The following is a 15,898-nucleotide window of genomic DNA, read 5'->3' on the forward strand; positions in this document are numbered from 1 at the left end:
ACAGGCCCGCCGCAGGCGACCCGCCCCCTGTCACAGCAACCCCTCCCGCATCGCGCTCGTCACCGCCGCCGTGCGGTCGTCCACCCCCAGCTTTCCGAAGACACGCAGCAGATGCGTCTTCACCGTCGACTCGCCGATGTACAGCCGCCGCCCGATCTCCGCGTTCGTGCACCCCTCCGCAACCAGCCGCAGCACCGCCTTCTCGCGCTCCGACAGCCGCGGCCGCTCCGGGTGGCTGCGCAGCTGGTCGACCAGGCGCGCGGCCACCGAAGGGGCCAGTACGGTCTCGCCGCGCGCCGCCGCCCGTACCGCGTCGGCCAGTTCCCCGCGGGCCAGATCCTTGAGCAGATAGCCCGCCGCGCCCGCCTCGACAGCGCGCAGGATGTCGGTGTCCGTCTCGTACGTCGTCAGGACGATCACCCGGCAGGGCAGGCCCGCCAGCCGCATCCGGTTGATCGACTCGACGCCTCCGCCGCCCGGCATCCGCAGGTCCATCAGCACGATGTCCGGGCGTAGTTCGGCGCTGAGCGCCTCGGCCTGCGGTCCGCTCGACGCCTCGCCGACGACTGTCAGATCGGGCTCTGCGCCGAGCATCCCGCGCAGGCCCTCCCGTACGACGGGATGGTCGTCGGCGAGCAGAATGCGGATCACGTGCGGCTCCTGTCGGGCTGCGGCGATGGCTGCGGCAGTGGGAGCCGTACGGAGACGGTCGTGCCGCGGCCGGGCGCGCTGCGCACCTCCGCGCTGCCGCCCACCTCCGCCGCGCGGGCCCGCACCCCGTTGAGCCCGTACCCCCGCCGCGACACGGAATCGTCGAAGCCGCAGCCGGTGTCCCGTACCGACACGTGCAGCGCGGCATCGTCATACGCGAGCGCGATGGCCACCGCGGCCTTGGGGCCCGCGTGCTTCGCGGCGTTGGCGAGGGCCTCCTGGCAGGTGCGCAGCGCCACCACCTCAATCCCCGGCGCCAGCGGCCGTGCCGCGCCTGTGACCTCTACGGACGCGGCTGCGGCATGGCGCGCGGCCAGCCTGCGCAGCGCGTCCGGCAGCGAGCTGCCGTTCAGATCGACGGGTGCGCCGCCGGCGACCAGGGCGCGCGCCTCGGCGAGGTTCTGCCGGGCCGTGCCGGCCATCAGATCCAGATGGCGGCGCGCCTGCGGCAGATCGCGCTCCAGCTCCAAGTCGACCACCTGAACCAGCATCAGCAGACTGGTGAACCCCTGGGCGAGCGTGTCATGGATCTCCCGGGACATCCGCTCCCGCTCGGCCAGCCGGCCCCGCTCGGCCGAGAGCCGCGCGATCTCCTCCCGGCTGGCCTCCAACTCGGCGATCAGCGCGGCCCGTTCCTTGCTCTGCTCGATGATCTGGATGATCCAGCTGCCGAAGACCGCTGAGAAGACCAGAGTGACCACGGCGAACAGGGAGTTGAAGAAGACGGACGGGCCGTCGGGCCGCCAGAGCGCGACCCACCCCGCCACCGGGACAATGTTGATCACCGCAACCGCCGTCAGAGCGGGCCGCATCCGAAGCAGCATGAAGCACTGCGGGGCGAGGGCGAAGGTCGCGAGCCGCATCTCACCCACCAGGATGGCGGGCGGCAGGAAGAGCAGCACCGCCCCGGCGATGTAGCGCGTCGAGCGCCGCTCGTCCTCGCCCTGCCCAACCAGTTCGGGGCGCCCGGCCCACACGTACCAGGGCGCGAGCAGCACAAAGAGCGCGGCCGCTGTCGTACGGACGGGATCGCTGAAGCTCGGCGCGCCAAGCGTGAAGATCAGCGTCGCCGTCCACACGAACGCGAAGTACAGGTCCCAGGGCAGGAAACTGCGGTCCCACACGTGTGCGTCTCGCGCCCCGGCCCGCTCGCCCAACTCAGTCAACCCGTCCAGCTCGCTCAGCCGTCGCGCCGGCTCTTCCAGCGGAAGGTCAGCAGACACAGAACCAGTCCTCCGATGCACCAGGCGCTCAGTATCAGCGCGATTCGGCCGTATTCCCAGCCGCCCGCCTGTTCCAGCACGGCGGCCGACTCCGGCAGGAACACCCCGCGAAGGCCCTGGCACATCCACTTCAGCGGGAACAGCGCGCCGATGTTCAGCATCCAGTCAGGGATGGTGCCGATCGCGATGTACACCCCGGAGATGAACTGCAGCACCAGGAACGGCAGTACGACGACGGAGGTGGCACTCTGCCCGGACTTCGGCACACTGCTGATCGCGATCCCGAGCAGCGCGCATCCGGTGAGCCCGAGGACGAATATCCAGCCGAAGGTGAGCCAGTCACCGGCGCCGGCCGGGAGATCCACATCGTAGAACACCACTCCCACCAGCAGCAGTGCCGCCGTCTCCAGCAGGCCGGTGACCAGCACCAGCCACACCTTGCCGAGGAAGTACGCGGCGGGCGGCATCGGAGTGCCGCGCAGCCGCCGCAACTGCTTCTCGTCCCGCTCGATCGCGATGGAGATGCCCAGCGACTGGAAACTCGTCGACATGATGCCCGCCGCGATCATCGCCGGCACATAGAGCTGTGACGCGGTGATGCCCGCGCCCTCCACGTCGTCGCTGAAGATCGACGCGAAGAGGAAGAGGAACACGATGGGGAACGCGAACGTGAAAATGGCCTGTTCGCGCCGGCGGAAGAACGCCCGCACCTCGAGGCCGCCGCGCAGCAGACCCAGCCGCCAGGCGCCCGGAAGCTGCGCCGATGCACCGCGTACGTCGCTGTGCCGGTCCGTGACCGTGGTCATTTCGCCGCCTCCTGTCCGGTGAGCCGCAGATAGACGTCCTCAAGGGTGGGCCGGGTGATCAGCAGCCCCGGGATCTCGCCGTCGAAACGGTGGATGAGTTCGGCGACGGTACGGGTCGGGGTCGCCGTCCGCTCGCTGCGGGGCGAGCCGTCCGGCTCTGTCCACGCCACCGTGGCGTGTGTCCCGTACTCCTCGCGCAGACCGGCAGGGGTGCCCCCGGCCACCACCTTGCCCGCCGCGATCACCGCGAGCCGGTCGGAGAGGACCTCTGCCTCCTCCAGGTAGTGCGTGGTGAGGACGATCGTGGTGCCTTCGTCCGCGAGATTGCGGATCAGCTCCCAGAACTGGCGGCGGGCGGCCGGGTCGAAGCCGGTCGTCGGCTCGTCGAGCAGCAGCAGTTCGGGGCCGCCGATCACACCGAGCGCCACGTCCAGCCGGCGCCGCTGCCCGCCGGAGAGCGCCTTGATCCGGCTCGTCGCCTTCTTCTCCAGACCCACCAGCGCGATGACCTCTTCGGGATCACGCGGATTCGGGTAGTAGCGGGAGAAATGGGACACCATCTCCTGCACCGTCAACTCCGCGGGCGCGGATTCGTCCTGCCAGACGATGCCGATCCGGGACCGCCAGAGGCGGTTTCCGGTCGCGGGATCCGCTCCCAGGACGGTCACTTCGCCCGCGTCCCGGGTGCGATGCCCCTGAAGGATCTCCACTGTCGTGCTCTTGCCCGCTCCGTTGGGGCCGAGAATGCCGAAGACCTCTCCCCGGCGGATGCCCAGGTCGAGATCGTCCACCGCCGTCACTTCGCCGTACCGCTTGCGAAGTCCGCGTACGTTCACCGCGAGTTCTGTCATGGTCGTCAGCCTGCTTGCGGGCTGAGTCCAGCGGGACGACCGTCCGTACATCCTTATGTCCATCGAACGGTGGACACGGGTGCGGGTGCGGCAGAATGACCGTGCCACAGCAGGCTACTGAGCGATGGAACGGCGATATGACGACTGCAGCAGTGGACGACGTCTCCTCCGAGCGCGACAACGGCTCCAAGGGCACGATCGGCGGCAGTCGTGGCCTCGCGTGGCTTCTGGTGATCACGGGTGCGGCCGGGCTGCTGGCTTCGTGGGTCATCACGATCGACAAGTTCAAGCTGCTTGAGGACCCGTCCTTCACGCCGGGGTGCAGTCTGAATCCGGTGGTGTCCTGCGGGAACATCATGAAGAGCGAGCAGGCGTCGGCGTTCGGGTTCCCGAATCCGATGCTCGGGCTTGTCACGTACGCGATGGTGATCGCCATCGGTGTCGCGCTTCTCGCGGGTGCGCGTTACCGGCGCTGGTACTGGCTCGGCCTCAACGCCGGCACCCTCTTCGGCGTCGGCTTCTGCACCTGGCTCCAGTACCAGTCGCTGTACAGCATCAACGCGCTGTGCCTGTGGTGCTCGCTGGCCTGGGTCGCCACCATCGTGATGTTCTGCTACGTCACCCTGCACAACATCAAGCACCGGATCATCAAGGTCCCCGAAGGCCTGCGCAAGGGGCTGCTGGAGTTCCACTGGATGCCGCCGGTGCTGTGGACCGGCATCATCGGGATGCTCATCCTGACCCGCTGGTGGGACTTCTGGACCGGCTGACGGGCCCCGAGGGCGTTGTCAGTGCTCTGACTTAGGCTTCATGACGTGGAGCCCGACCTCTTTACCGCCGCCGCGGAAGAACGCCAGGAGAAGGACCCGTCCGCCAGCCCCCTGGCCGTCCGGATGCGCCCGCGCACCCTCAATGAAGTCGTCGGCCAGCAGCATCTGCTGAAGCCCGGATCGCCGCTTCGCCGACTCGTCGGCGAGGGCGGCGGCGGCCCCGCCGGACCCTCCTCGATGATCCTCTGGGGCCCGCCCGGCATCGGCAAGACGACCCTCGCGTACGTCGTCTCCAAAGCGACCAACAAACGCTTCGTGGAGCTCTCCGCGATCACCGCGGGCGTCAAGGAGGTCCGGGCGGTCATCGACGGCGCCCGCCGGGCCGCGGGCGGCTTCGGCAAGGAGACCGTCCTCTTCCTCGACGAGATCCACCGCTTCTCCAAGGCCCAGCAGGACTCGCTGCTGCCCGCCGTGGAGAACCGCTGGGTGACGCTGATCGCCGCCACCACCGAGAATCCGTACTTCTCGATCATCTCCCCACTCCTCTCGCGCTCCCTGCTGCTCACGCTGGAGTCGCTGACCGACGAGGACCTGAGCGGACTGCTCCGCCGGGCGCTCACCGAGGAGCGGGGCCTCGGCGGCGCCGTCACCCTCCCCGAGGACTCCGAGGCGCATCTGCTGCGGATCGCGGGAGGCGACGCCCGCCGGGCGCTGACCGCCCTGGAGGCGGCCGCGGGAGCCGCGATGGACAAGAGCGAGAAGGAGATCAGCCTCCAGACCCTGGAGGAGACCGTCGACCGCGCGGCGGTGAAGTACGACCGCGACGGCGATCAGCACTACGACGTGGCGAGCGCCCTGATCAAGTCCATCCGCGGCTCCGACGTGGACGCCGCGCTGCACTATCTGGCCCGCATGATCGAGGCGGGGGAGGACCCGCGGTTCATCGCGCGCCGGCTGATGATCTCGGCGAGCGAGGACATCGGCCTCGCCGACCCGACGGCGCTGCCCACCGCGGTCGCCGCCGCCCAGGCCGTGGCCATGATCGGCTTCCCCGAGGCCGCGCTCACCCTCAGCCACGCCACCATCGCGCTCGCGCTCGCGCCCAAGTCGAACGCCGCGACCACAGCGATAGGCGCGGCGCTCGCCGATGTGCGGGCCGGGCTGGCAGGCCCCGTCCCGCCGCACCTGCGCGACGGCCACTACAAGGGCGCGGCCAAGCTCGGTCACGCCCAGGGGTACGTCTATCCCCACGACGTGCCCGGTGCGATCGCCGCCCAGCAGTACGCCCCCGACGCGGTGCACGGCAAGCACTACTACGAGCCCACGCGCTATGGCGCCGAGGCGCGGTACGCCGATGTGGTCGAGAAGGTCCGTGAGCGGCTGCGCGGAGAGTAGCTCGGCCCCGGACGCCGGTCCTCCTCAATCGCCGGACGGGCCGGATGTGTGGGAGGCGGCCTCGAAGAGCGTGTGCATGGCCCGGCGCAGTCCGGTGATGTCGCGCACCGGCGTGGGGAAGTCAAAGCGCGCGTCGAAGCACCGCTCGCCGACGAACCGCACCCGCAGCCCGAACCGGTCCAGCGCCAGCGGCACCGCCCGCCGATCCTTCGCGTACGCCTCGTCCGCCCTCTCGCCGAGCAGTCCGCACAGCCCCCGCACCTGGTCGCTGTGCACGGAGTCCAGATGCTGCAGCAGCTCCGTCTCGTGCGCGACGAGAGGGTCGACGGACGCCCGCGCGAACTCCTCCGGCTCGACCTCGTCGGCGCCCCACAGATCGTCCACACATGCCTCGCCGACCTCGAGGCGCACCATCATCCGGCCGGGCTCGGCCAGGCCGGGCACGCAGGTCAGCCAGCCGGAGACCCAGGCGCGGCCGCGGATACGATTGGGCACAGAGACCGGCGCGACATCGGTGATCTCCAGCACAGCGGACAGCTCGTCGTCCTGCGCGTGCGTGGCGGCGCGTACGGCCGGTGAGTCCGCGGGGAAGAGCAGGAACACCTCTCCGTCCGGACCCACGTCCCGGGCCTGCGGTGTCAGCTGCTCGGGACGTGCCGCCTCCACCCCCGGGATGAGCAGTACCGCGGAGGATGTACTCTGTACGAGAGTTCGTGTGCGCTCGGCTGCTGACGGCATCCGAGTGATTTCAAGCCCGCTGGGACGCGGCTGACCATGAGCTGATCGGACCTCCGTCGCCTCGATGCTCTGTGCAGCGTCGACGTTCTTTGTGCTGTCCGTGATGCGCTTGGTGTTCCCAGGGCGAGACATGCGATCTCCTTGAGTAAGGTGAGCCTAACCTAACCTACAACGGAGGTCTGGAGAACGTGCCTAACCAGTCGCGTCCCAAGGTCAAGAAGTCTCGTGCGCTCGGTATCGCACTGACGCCGAAGGCCGTCAAGTACTTCGAAGCCCGCCCCTACCCGCCGGGCGAGCACGGCCGTGGCCGCAAGCAGAACTCGGACTACAAGGTCCGTCTGCTCGAGAAGCAGCGCCTGCGCGCGCAGTACGACATCAGCGAGCGCCAGATGGCGCGCGCCTACGACCGCGCCAAGAAGGCCGAGGGCAAGACGGGCGAGGCGCTGGTCGTCGAGCTCGAGCGCCGTCTCGACGCCCTGGTCCTGCGTTCGGGCATCGCCCGCACCATCTACCAGGCCCGTCAGATGGTCGTCCACGGCCACATCGAGGTCAACGGCGGCAAGGTCGACAAGCCGTCCTTCCGCGTCCGTCCCGACGACGTCGTGATGGTCCGCGAGCGCTCCCGCGAGAAGGCTCTCTTCCAGGTCGCGCGTGAGGGTGGCTTCGCCGCCGACGGCGAGACCCCGCGCTACCTGCAGGTCAACCTGAAGGCCCTGGCGTTCCGCCTGGACCGCGACCCGAACCGCAAGGAAGTTCCGGTCATCTGCGACGAGCAGCTGGTCGTCGAGTACTACGCCCGCTGATCAAGGCGTAGCTCACAGCGCTTCAGCCCGCCGCTTCCCCGCCCTTACCGGTGGGGGAGTCGGCGGGCTCTCGCGTTTCCAGGGCCGCCGGGCGGACCGAGCGCTGCCGTCCCGGCTGCGGACTCGGCCGGTCCTGCGTGGCAGGCGCGCGTCTCACCGCCGCGTCGAGGGAGAGCTCGCGCCCCTCCCGTGCACATGCCGCATAGCGCTCGGCCCCCAGTACTTCGCCCGCCTGCTGCTCGCACAGGCGCGCGGGGCGCTGAAGTAGCCGGAGCCGAAGAGCGGCATGCCGACCGCGTTCCCACACACCGAGATCTGCCGACGCCGCCCGCTCCGGCGACGGTGACCAGACGGGAGTCGTCGAGAAGGCGGCCGAGCTCGCCAGTTCTTCGGCCCTGCCCACGAACCGGTTCAGCTCTGCAGCGATGACCGCTTCGCATGAGACACGCAGCGTGCCTACTCGTAAGCACTCCGTACAATCGCCTTGCGTAACTCCCGTCGTCCCCGGCCCTAATGCGGTATGGGGTGCGACCCTGGGCGCGATAGGGTCGGAGGACGATTTTCGACGTATCCATCGACGAGCAGAGAGCGGTGCAGAGTGACCGGTGGAGAGGTTGCCGGGATCCTGGTGGCCGTGTTCTGGGCGATCTTGGTCTCCTTCCTCGCCGTGGTGCTGGTGAGGTTGGCACAGACGCTCAGGGCGACCACCAAACTCGTGGCGGAGGTCACCGAGCAGGCAGTGCCGCTGCTTGCCGACGCCTCCGCGACGGTGCGCTCCGCACAGACCCAGCTCGACCGGGTCGACGCCATCGCGACGGACGTCCAGGAGGTCACCTCCAACGCCTCCGCCCTCTCCACGACGGTCGCCTCGACCTTCGGCGGCCCACTGGTCAAGGTCGCCGCCTTCGGCTATGGCGTACGCCGGGCCATGAGCCGCAAAAGCGAGGACGCGCCCGCGCCGTCCCGTCGCACGGTGGTCGTCGGCCGCACGGTGCCGGCTCCCCGACGCAAGAAGCGGAAAGGCTGAGGCACGATGTTCCGCCGCACGTTCTGGTTCACCGCGGGCGCCGCAGCCGGTGTCTGGGCCACCACCAAGGTCAACCGCAAGCTGAAGCAGCTGACCCCCGAGAGCCTCGCCGCGCAGGCCGCGAACAAGGCGATCGATGCGGGCCACAAGCTCAAGGACTTCGCACTCGACGTCAGGTCCGGCATGGTCAAGCGCGAGGCCGAACTGGGTGAAGCGCTCGGCCTGCAGGCATCCGCCGACCCCGAACTGCCCGCGCAGCGACGCCCGGCCGCGATCGACTACCCCAAGCACCCCGACAACAAGCACTCCTACAACTCGTACAACCGGAATGAGGACCACTGATGGAGTCGGCTGAAATCCGCCGCCGCTGGCTGAGCTTCTTCGAGGAGCGCGGGCACACCGTCGTGCCTTCGGCGTCGCTCATCGCGGACGACCCGACTCTGCTGCTGGTCCCTGCGGGCATGGTGCCGTTCAAGCCGTACTTCCTCGGCGAGGCCAAGCCGCCGTCCCCGCGCGCCACCAGCGTGCAGAAGTGCGTGCGTACGCCGGACATCGAAGAGGTCGGCAAGACCACCCGGCACGGCACGTTCTTCCAGATGTGCGGCAACTTCTCCTTCGGGGACTACTTCAAGGAAGGCGCCATCAAGTACGCCTGGGAGCTGCTCACCAGCTCCGTGGCGGACGGTGGCTACGGCCTCGACCCCGAGCGCCTGTGGATCACGGTCTACAAGGAGGACGACGAGGCCGAGCAGATCTGGCGCGACGTGATCGGCGTGCCCGCCGAGCGCATCCAGCGCCTGGGCATGGGCCCCAACTTCTGGTCGATGGGCGTCCCCGGACCCTGCGGACCCTGCTCCGAGATCAATTACGACCGCGGCCCGGAATTCGGCGAAGAGGGCGGCCCGGCCGTCAACGACGAGCGCTACGTGGAGATCTGGAACCTGGTCTTCATGCAGTACGAGCGCGGCGCCGGCGAGGGCAAGGAGGACTTCCCGATCCTCGGCGAGCTGCCGTCCAAGAACATCGACACCGGCCTCGGCCTCGAGCGCCTCGCGATGATCCTGCAGGGCGTACAGAACATGTACGAGACCGACACCTTGCGCGTCGTCATGGACAAGGCCACCGAGCTGACCGGCGTGCGCTACGGCGCCGAGCACGGCTCGGACGTCTCCCTGCGCGTGGTCGCCGACCACATCCGTACGTCCGTGATGCTCATCGGCGACGGCGTCACCCCCGGCAACGAGGGCCGTGGCTACGTGCTGCGCCGCATCATGCGCCGCGCCATCCGCAATATGCGCCTCCTGGGCGCCACCGAGCCCGTCGTCGCCGAGCTGGCCGACGTGGTCATCAAGACCATGGGCGAGCAGTACCCGGAGCTGATCACCGATCGCAAGCGGATCGAGGCCGTGGCCCTCGCCGAGGAGGCCGCGTTCCTCAAGACGCTGAAGGCCGGCACCAACATCCTCGACAGCGCCATCACCGAGACCAAGTCCGGCGGCGGCAGGGTACTCGCCGGCGACAAGGCCTTCCTGCTCCACGACACCTGGGGCTTCCCGATCGACCTCACCCTGGAGATGGCCGCCGAGCAGGGCCTCTCGGTGGACGAGGACGGCTTCCGCCGCCTGATGAAGCAGCAGCGGGAGCAGGCCAAGGCCGACGCCAGGGCCAAGAAGACCGGTCACGCCGACGTGTCCGCCTACCGGCTCGTCGCCGACCAGTCCGGCACCACGGAGTTCACGGGCTACACCCACACCGAGGGCGAGTCGACCATCGTCGGCCTGCTGGTCGACGGTATGCCGTCGCCGGCCGCCTCCGAGGGCGACGAGGTCGAGGTCGTCCTCGACCGCACCCCCTTCTACGCCGAGGGCGGCGGCCAGCTCGCCGACCAGGGCCGCATCAAGCTCGACACGGGCGCCGTCATCAACGTCCGCGATGTGCAGCAGCCGGTCCCGGGCGTCTCCGTCCACAAGGGCTCGGTACAGGTCGGCGAGGTGACCGTCGGCGCTTCCGCCTACGCCGCCATCGACATCAAGCGCCGCCGCGCCATCGCCCGCGCCCACAGCGCCACGCACCTCACCCACCAGGCGCTGCGCGACGCTCTCGGCCCGACGGCCGCGCAGGCCGGCTCGGAGAACTCACCCGGCCGCTTCCGCTTCGACTTCGGCTCGCCCGCCGCCGTACCCGGCACGGTCCTCACCGACGTCGAGCAGAAGATCAACGAAGTCCTCACCCGGGAGCTCGACGTCCAGGCCGAGATCATGAGCATCGACGAGGCCAAGAAGCAGGGCGCCATCGCCGAGTTCGGGGAGAAGTACGGCGAGCGGGTGCGTGTCGTCACCATCGGCGACTTCTCCAAGGAGCTCTGCGGCGGCACGCATGTGCACAACACCGCCCAGCTGGGCCTGGTGAAGCTGCTCGGCGAGTCCTCGATCGGCTCCGGGGTGCGCCGTATCGAAGCCCTCGTCGGCGTCGACGCCTACAACTTCCTCGCCAGGGAGCACACGGTCGTCGCCCAGCTCCAGGAGCTGGTCAAGGGCCGTCCCGAGGAGCTCCCCGAGAAGATCTCCGGCATGCTCGCCAAGCTGAAGGACGCCGAGAAGGAGATCGAGAAGTTCCGCGCGGAGAAGGTGCTCGCCGCCGCCGCCGGTCTCGCCTCGGGCGCCAAGGATGTACGGGGCGTGGCCCTGGTCACCGGCCAGGTGCCGGACGGCACCTCCGCCGACGACCTGCGCAAGCTGGTCCTCGACGTCCGTGGCCGCATCCCCAGCGACCGCCCGGCGGTCGTGGCCCTGTTCACCGTGGCGAATGGCCGCCCGCTGACCGTCATTGCCACCAACGAGGCCGCCCGCGAGCGCGGTCTCAAGGCCGGCGACCTGGTCCGTACCGCTGCCAAGACCCTCGGCGGCGGCGGTGGCGGCAAGCCGGACGTCGCCCAGGGCGGCGGCCAGAACCCGGACGCCATCGGCGACGCTGCCGCCGCCGTCGAGCGTCTCGTCGCTGAGACGGCCTGACGCTGTGCGCCGCGGACGCCGCCTCGCGCTCGATGTCGGGGACGCCCGGATCGGGGTCGCCTCGTGCGACCCCGACGGGGTCCTCGCCACTCCGGTCGAGACCGTGCCGGGGCGCGACGTCCCGGCCGCTCACCGGCGGCTGAAGCAGCTCGTCGAGGAGTACGAACCGATCGAAGTTGTCGTCGGCCTGCCCCGCTCGCTCAGCGGCGGGGAAGGCCCGGCCGCGGTCAAGATCCGCGGCTTCGCCCAGGAGTTCGCGCGCGGCATCGCCCCCATTCCGGTCCGACTGGTCGACGAGAGGATGACCACAGTGACGGCCAGTCAGGGCCTGCGCGCTTCGGGCGTGAAGTCCAAAAAGGGCCGATCTGTCATCGATCAGGCTGCCGCTGTGGTGATCCTTCAGAACGCTCTGGAGTCCGAACGGGCGTCAGGTGCTGCTCCGGGCGAGGGCGTCGAAGTGGTTGTCTGATCGCGATACGGTAACGTTCCGCGCGATGCGGCGGTGTTCGAACAGCTGCCGCACAGCAAAGAGGCCGGCACCGTGCAGCGTCTGCCTCGCGGCCCTAGGGGATCGATGACTGAGTATGGCCGGGGCCCCGGCTCCGAACCGTGGCATCCCGAGGACCCTTTGTACGGGGACCAGGGATGGGGAGGACAGCAGGCCGCAGCCGGCGACACTCCGTACGGCGGCCAGCCGCAGCAGCAGTACCCGCAGCAGCCGCAGCAGTACGGCACCCAGCCCGACCCGTACCAGCAGTACAACCAGCAGCAACAGCAGCAGTACAGCCAGCAACAGCAGCAATACAACCAGCAACAACAGCAGCAGTACAACCAGCAGCAGTACAGCCAGCAGCAGTACGACGGCGGCTGGGACACCGGCCAGCAGGCGGCCATGCCGTACGGAGCCGATCCGGCCGACACCTACGGCGGTCAGCAGCCCGGCTATGGCGGCCGGAACGGCGACTACTACGCCACGCCCGAGGCCTACCCGCCGCCGCAGCCCCCCGGCCGCCGCCGGCCGGAGCCCGAGCCCACCACCGACTGGGATGCCGAGGCGTCCCAGGAGGAGACCCACCCCTTCTTCACCGGCGACGACGGCCGGGACGACGACGGTGAGTACGACGACGACCCGCGCGAGACGCGCCGGGGCGGCGGCCGTGAGCGCCGCGGCAAGACCAAGAAGAAGAGCAAGAACGGCTGCGCGTGCCTGGTCGTCGCACTGGTGCTCGCCGGCGGCCTCGGTGGCGTCGGCTATTTCGGCTACCAGTTCTGGCAGGGCCAGTTCGGCGCGCCCGAGGACTTCACCGGCGCCGGAAGCGGCTCGGCCCAGGTCGAGATCCCCAAGGGCGCGGGCCTCGGGGAGATCGGCACCATCCTCAAGGAGGCTGGTGTCGTCAAAAGCTCGGGCGCCTTCGTCTCGGCGGCCAACGACGACCCGAAGGGCAAGTCCATCCAGGCGGGCGTCTACATCCTGAAGAAGGGGATGTCGGGAGCGAGCGCCGTCGAACTGATGCTCAATCCGGCCAGCCGCAACAACTTGATCATCCCCGAGGGCAAGCGGAACGTCTGGGTCTACGAGCAGATCGACAAGCGCCTGGAGGTCAAGGCAGGGACCACCAAGGCCGCCGCCAAGGCGAATGCGAAGCGGCTCGGTCTGCCGGACTGGGCCGCCGACAACCGGGACATCAAGGATCCGCTCGAAGGCTTCCTGTTCCCCGCGAGCTATCCCGTCGTCAAGGGCATGAAACCGGAAGCCGTCCTGCAGAAGATGGTGGCCCGGGCCAACGATGAGTTCGGCAGGAAGGACCTCAAGGCGGAGGCCGACAGGCTGGGCCTCGAGTCGCCGCTCCAGGTGCTCACCGTCGCGAGCCTCGTACAGGCCGAAGGCAAGTACAAGCACGACTTCGACAAGGTGTCGCGGGTCGTCTACAACCGCCTCAAGCCGAACAACGCCGAGACGGTCGGCCGGCTCGAATTCGACTCCACGATCAACTACATCAAGAGCGACAGCAAGCTCGACCTCGGCGCGGTCGACGATCTGCGGAAGATAAAGGATCCGTACAACACGTACGACATCAAGGGTCTGCCGCCAGGTCCGATCGGGAACCCGGGTCAGTCCGCATTCAGCTCGGCTCTCAAGCCGGCGTCCGGCCCCTGGTACTACTTCGTGTCGATCACCGAGGACGAGACGCTCTTCGCGGTCACCAACGAGGACCACGAGCGCAACCGTAGGAAGTACGAAGAACAGCAGGAGAAGAACGGCCAGTGAGCACTCCGAAGCGGCGGGCGGCGGTCCTGGGATCGCCGATCGTCCACTCGCTCTCCCCGGTGCTGCACCGCGCGGCCTACGCGGAACTCGGCCTCACCCACTGGTCGTACGACCGTTTCGAGGTGGACGAGGCAGGGCTCCCGGGGTTCCTGGCGGGGCTCGACAGCTCCTGGGCCGGGCTGTCGCTGACGATGCCGCTCAAGCGCGCGATCCTTCCGCTGCTCGACGCCATCAGCGACACCGCCTCCTCGGTCGAAGCCGTCAACACCGTCGTCTTCACCGAGGACGGCCGCCGCATCGGCGACAACACCGACATCCCCGGCATGATCGCCGCACTGCGCGAGCGGGGCGTCGACAAGGTCGAATCGGCCGCTGTGCTGGGCGCGGGCGCGACAGCTTCGTCCGCTCTCGCCGCGCTCTCGCGGATCTGTACGGGGCCTGTCACCGCCTATGTACGCAGTGCCGCCCGGGCGGGCGAGATGCGGGGCTGGGGCGAGCGGCTCGGCGTCGAGGTGCACATCGCCGACTGGGCGGAGGCCGACGTGGCGCTGAGGGCGCCGCTGGTCATCGCCACCACTCCGGCCGGTGTCACCGACGATCTGGCGCACGCCGTACCGGACCGCGCCGGGACGCTCTTCGACGTGCTGTACGACCCCTGGCCGACCGCACTCGCCGCCGCCTGGTCGCGGCACGACGGGGACGTCGTCGGCGGCCTCGACCTCCTGGTCCACCAGGCGGTACTCCAGGTCGAGCAGATGACGGGGCGGACTCCCGCGCCGCTCGCGGCCATGCGGGCGGCCGGCGAGAAGGCGCTGACCAGCAGCGGAACCGCGTGAATCTCGCCGGGGACGCCCTGGAGATCATCGTCAGGTTCCTTCTGCGCATGGTGACCCTCCAGGTGTACGCCGGACCGGCCGTCGGCATTGTCGTGATCGTGCTGCTGGCGAGGCTGAGGCTGAGGCGGGCCCGGACGTCCGGCTGATGGACCGGAGACCAGGTCACGGCTCCGGACGTGGGAGGATCGAGTCAGGCGTGCCAGGGCCGCGCACCCGGTCGCGCCGTGGCAGTTCCAGGCGCGAGCAGGAGGATTACCGTTGAGCAGGTTGCGTTGGCTGACGGCGGGGGAGTCGCACGGACCCGCACTGGTGGCGACGCTGGAGGGTCTTCCCGCCGGTGTGCCGATCACCACGGAGATGGTGGCGGATCACCTTGCCCGGCGACGCCTCGGCTATGGGCGCGGTGCGCGGATGAAGTTCGAGCGTGACGAGGTGACCTTCCTCGGCGGCGTACGGCACGGGCTGACCATGGGGTCGCCGGTCGCGGTGATGGTGGGCAACACCGAGTGGCCGAAGTGGGAGAAGGTCATGGCGGCCGACCCGGTCGACCCCGACGAGCTCGCGCAGCTGGCCCGTAACGCCCCGCTGACCCGCCCGCGGCCCGGTCACGCCGACCTGGCGGGCATGCAGAAGTACGCACTCGACGAGGCCCGGCCGATCCTGGAGCGGGCCAGCGCCCGCGAGACCGCCGCGCGCGTCGCGCTGGGCGCGGTCGCCCGCTCGTACCTCAAGGAGACGACGGGCATCGAGATCGTCTCCCATGTCGTCGAGCTGGCCGCGGCGAAGGCTCCGTACGGCGTCTACCCCAAGCCCTCCGACGAGGCGAAGCTCGACGCCGACCCGGTGCGCTGCCTGGACGCGGACGCGTCGAAGGCGATGGTCGCGGAGATCGACCAGGCTCACAAGGACGGCGACACCCTTGGTGGTGTGGTCGAGGTGCTGGCGTACGGAGTGCCGGTCGGCCTCGGCTCGCACGTGCACTGGGACCGCAGGCTGGACGCCCGCCTCGCCGCCGCGCTCATGGGCATCCAGGCGATCAAGGGCGTCGAGGTCGGCGACGGCTTCGAGCTCGCGCGGGTGCCCGGGTCGAAGGCGCACGACGAGATCGTGCCGACCGCGGACGGGATCCGCCGCACCTCCGGCCACTCCGGCGGTACGGAGGGCGGCATGTCGACGGGCGAGCTGCTGCGTGTACGGGCGGCGATGAAGCCGATCGCGACCGTGCCGCGCGCGCTGGCCACCATCGACGTCGCCACCGGCGAGGTCGCGGCCGCCCATCACCAGCGTTCCGACGTGTGTGCCGTCCCGGCCGCGGGGATCGTCGCCGAAGCGATGGTCGCGCTCGTGCTCGCGGACGCGGTCGCCGAGAAGTTCGGCGGCGACAGCGTGACCGAGACCAGCCGCAATGTGCGGTCCTACCTCGACAGCCTGCACATCCGGTGAACGCGCCGCTGACGC

17 protein-coding genes are annotated in these 15,898 nt (G+C 69.5%); 11 read left to right on the plus strand and 6 right to left on the minus strand.

The genetic code is table 11. The features are described from left to right. Positions 1-30 precede the first annotated feature (30 nt). Genes ACZ3H8_RS22915 through ACZ3H8_RS22930 form a run of 4 tightly spaced genes read right to left on the minus strand, consistent with a single transcriptional unit; the run spans position 31 to position 3,591 of the window. Positions 31-651 (minus strand): response regulator transcription factor, encoded by a 621-nt coding sequence (locus ACZ3H8_RS22915; RefSeq protein WP_356234557.1) that lies wholly within the window; start codon positions 649-651, stop codon positions 31-33. Further along, positions 648-1,934, minus strand: coding sequence for a sensor histidine kinase (locus ACZ3H8_RS22920; protein ID WP_467404600.1), 1,287 nt, complete (start codon positions 1,932-1,934; stop codon positions 648-650). The genes ACZ3H8_RS22915 and ACZ3H8_RS22920 overlap by 4 nt, the downstream gene beginning before the upstream one ends. Further along, positions 1,892-2,740, minus strand: coding sequence for an ABC transporter permease (locus ACZ3H8_RS22925; protein ID WP_467404603.1), 849 nt, complete (start codon positions 2,738-2,740; stop codon positions 1,892-1,894). Before ACZ3H8_RS22925 ends, ACZ3H8_RS22920 begins: the two co-directional genes overlap by 43 nt. Then, entirely contained in the window at positions 2,737-3,591 is an 855-nt protein-coding gene (locus ACZ3H8_RS22930; protein WP_467404605.1) for an ABC transporter ATP-binding protein, read from the minus strand. The genes ACZ3H8_RS22925 and ACZ3H8_RS22930 overlap by 4 nt, the downstream gene beginning before the upstream one ends. Positions 3,592-3,728: 137 nt before the next feature. Here ACZ3H8_RS22930 and ACZ3H8_RS22935 point away from each other — a divergent pair, with 137 nt between their 5' ends. Together ACZ3H8_RS22935 and ACZ3H8_RS22940 are read left to right on the plus strand one after the other, a co-directional pair. Beyond that, entirely contained in the window at positions 3,729-4,361 is a 633-nt protein-coding gene (locus ACZ3H8_RS22935; protein ID WP_467404607.1) for a vitamin K epoxide reductase family protein, read from the plus strand. 45 nt (positions 4,362-4,406) lie between these two features. Beyond that, positions 4,407-5,756: a replication-associated recombination protein A gene (locus tag ACZ3H8_RS22940; protein ID WP_467404608.1), complete on the plus strand. Its 1,350-nt coding sequence runs from the start codon at positions 4,407-4,409 to the stop codon at positions 5,754-5,756. A gap of 24 nt (positions 5,757-5,780) precedes the next feature. On the opposite strand, the gene ACZ3H8_RS22945 is transcribed toward ACZ3H8_RS22940, so the two are convergent. Further along, on the minus strand, positions 5,781-6,494 hold the full coding sequence (locus ACZ3H8_RS22945) for a DUF2470 domain-containing protein (protein WP_467404611.1): 714 nt from the start codon (positions 6,492-6,494) through the stop codon (positions 5,781-5,783). Between the two features lie 188 nt (positions 6,495-6,682). Here ACZ3H8_RS22945 and rpsD point away from each other — a divergent pair, with 188 nt between their 5' ends. Next, complete coding sequence (gene rpsD, locus ACZ3H8_RS22950; protein WP_307664636.1) at positions 6,683-7,297, plus strand: 30S ribosomal protein S4; 615 nt, start codon at positions 6,683-6,685, stop codon at positions 7,295-7,297. A 22-nt stretch (positions 7,298-7,319) separates the two neighbouring features. Here the strand turns inward: rpsD and ACZ3H8_RS22955 are convergent, their stop codons facing one another. Then, on the minus strand, positions 7,320-7,700 hold the full coding sequence (locus tag ACZ3H8_RS22955; RefSeq protein WP_467404615.1) for a hypothetical protein: 381 nt from the start codon (positions 7,698-7,700) through the stop codon (positions 7,320-7,322). 195 nt (positions 7,701-7,895) lie between these two features. On the opposite strand from ACZ3H8_RS22955, the gene ACZ3H8_RS22960 reads away from it, so the two are divergent. The 8 genes from ACZ3H8_RS22960 (at position 7,896) to aroC (ending at position 15,883) form a co-directional block, all read left to right on the plus strand. Continuing rightward, positions 7,896-8,324, plus strand: a complete 429-nt coding sequence (locus ACZ3H8_RS22960; RefSeq protein WP_398991471.1) for a DUF948 domain-containing protein — start codon at positions 7,896-7,898, stop codon at positions 8,322-8,324. A 6-nt stretch (positions 8,325-8,330) separates the two neighbouring features. Then, on the plus strand, positions 8,331-8,666 hold the full coding sequence (locus tag ACZ3H8_RS22965; RefSeq protein ID WP_356231736.1) for a DUF6167 family protein: 336 nt from the start codon (positions 8,331-8,333) through the stop codon (positions 8,664-8,666). Then, positions 8,666-11,335 carry an alanine--tRNA ligase gene (alaS, locus tag ACZ3H8_RS22970; protein ID WP_467404618.1) on the plus strand — a complete coding sequence of 890 codons (2,670 nt, stop codon included), beginning with the start codon at positions 8,666-8,668 and terminating at the stop codon, positions 11,333-11,335. The genes ACZ3H8_RS22965 and alaS overlap by 1 nt, the downstream gene beginning before the upstream one ends. A 4-nt stretch (positions 11,336-11,339) precedes the next feature. Next, the gene (gene ruvX / locus ACZ3H8_RS22975) at positions 11,340-11,804 is read left to right on the plus strand and encodes a Holliday junction resolvase RuvX (RefSeq protein ID WP_307664642.1); all 465 of its coding nucleotides are present in this window, start codon (positions 11,340-11,342) and stop codon (positions 11,802-11,804) included. 105 nt (positions 11,805-11,909) lie between these two features. Continuing rightward, complete coding sequence (gene mltG, locus ACZ3H8_RS22980) at positions 11,910-13,604, plus strand: endolytic transglycosylase MltG (protein WP_467404621.1); 1,695 nt, start codon at positions 11,910-11,912, stop codon at positions 13,602-13,604. Beyond that, a complete protein-coding gene (locus ACZ3H8_RS22985) occupies positions 13,601-14,440 on the plus strand; it encodes a shikimate dehydrogenase (RefSeq protein ID WP_467404623.1) in 840 nt (279 codons plus the stop codon). The genes mltG and ACZ3H8_RS22985 overlap by 4 nt, the downstream gene beginning before the upstream one ends. Further along, a complete protein-coding gene (locus ACZ3H8_RS22990) occupies positions 14,437-14,586 on the plus strand; it encodes a hypothetical protein (protein WP_467404625.1) in 150 nt (49 codons plus the stop codon). The genes ACZ3H8_RS22985 and ACZ3H8_RS22990 overlap by 4 nt, the downstream gene beginning before the upstream one ends. Positions 14,587-14,698: 112 nt before the next feature. Further along, positions 14,699-15,883 (plus strand): chorismate synthase, encoded by a 1,185-nt coding sequence (aroC, locus tag ACZ3H8_RS22995; protein ID WP_467404628.1) that lies wholly within the window; start codon positions 14,699-14,701, stop codon positions 15,881-15,883. Positions 15,884-15,898: the final 15 nt, after the last annotated feature.

The sequence above is a fragment of the Streptomyces sp. NPDC002868 genome (assembly GCF_055563295.1).

What these genes read in the sequence shown, in the direction of transcription:
- ACZ3H8_RS22925 (WP_467404603.1), bottom strand. Translation starts at nt 2,740, where the DNA reads ATGACCACGGTCACGGACCGGCACAGCGACGTACGCGGTGCATCGGCG.
- ACZ3H8_RS22945 (WP_467404611.1), bottom strand. Translation starts at nt 6,494, where the DNA reads ATGCCGTCAGCAGCCGAGCGCACACGAACTCTCGTACAGAGTACATCC.
- mltG (WP_467404621.1), top strand. Translation starts at nt 11,910, where the DNA reads ATGACTGAGTATGGCCGGGGCCCCGGCTCCGAACCGTGGCATCCCGAG.
- ACZ3H8_RS22930 (WP_467404605.1), bottom strand. Translation starts at nt 3,591, where the DNA reads ATGACAGAACTCGCGGTGAACGTACGCGGACTTCGCAAGCGGTACGGC.
- ACZ3H8_RS22965 (WP_356231736.1), top strand. Translation starts at nt 8,331, where the DNA reads ATGTTCCGCCGCACGTTCTGGTTCACCGCGGGCGCCGCAGCCGGTGTC.
- alaS (WP_467404618.1), top strand. Translation starts at nt 8,666, where the DNA reads ATGGAGTCGGCTGAAATCCGCCGCCGCTGGCTGAGCTTCTTCGAGGAG.
- ACZ3H8_RS22935 (WP_467404607.1), top strand. Translation starts at nt 3,729, where the DNA reads ATGACGACTGCAGCAGTGGACGACGTCTCCTCCGAGCGCGACAACGGC.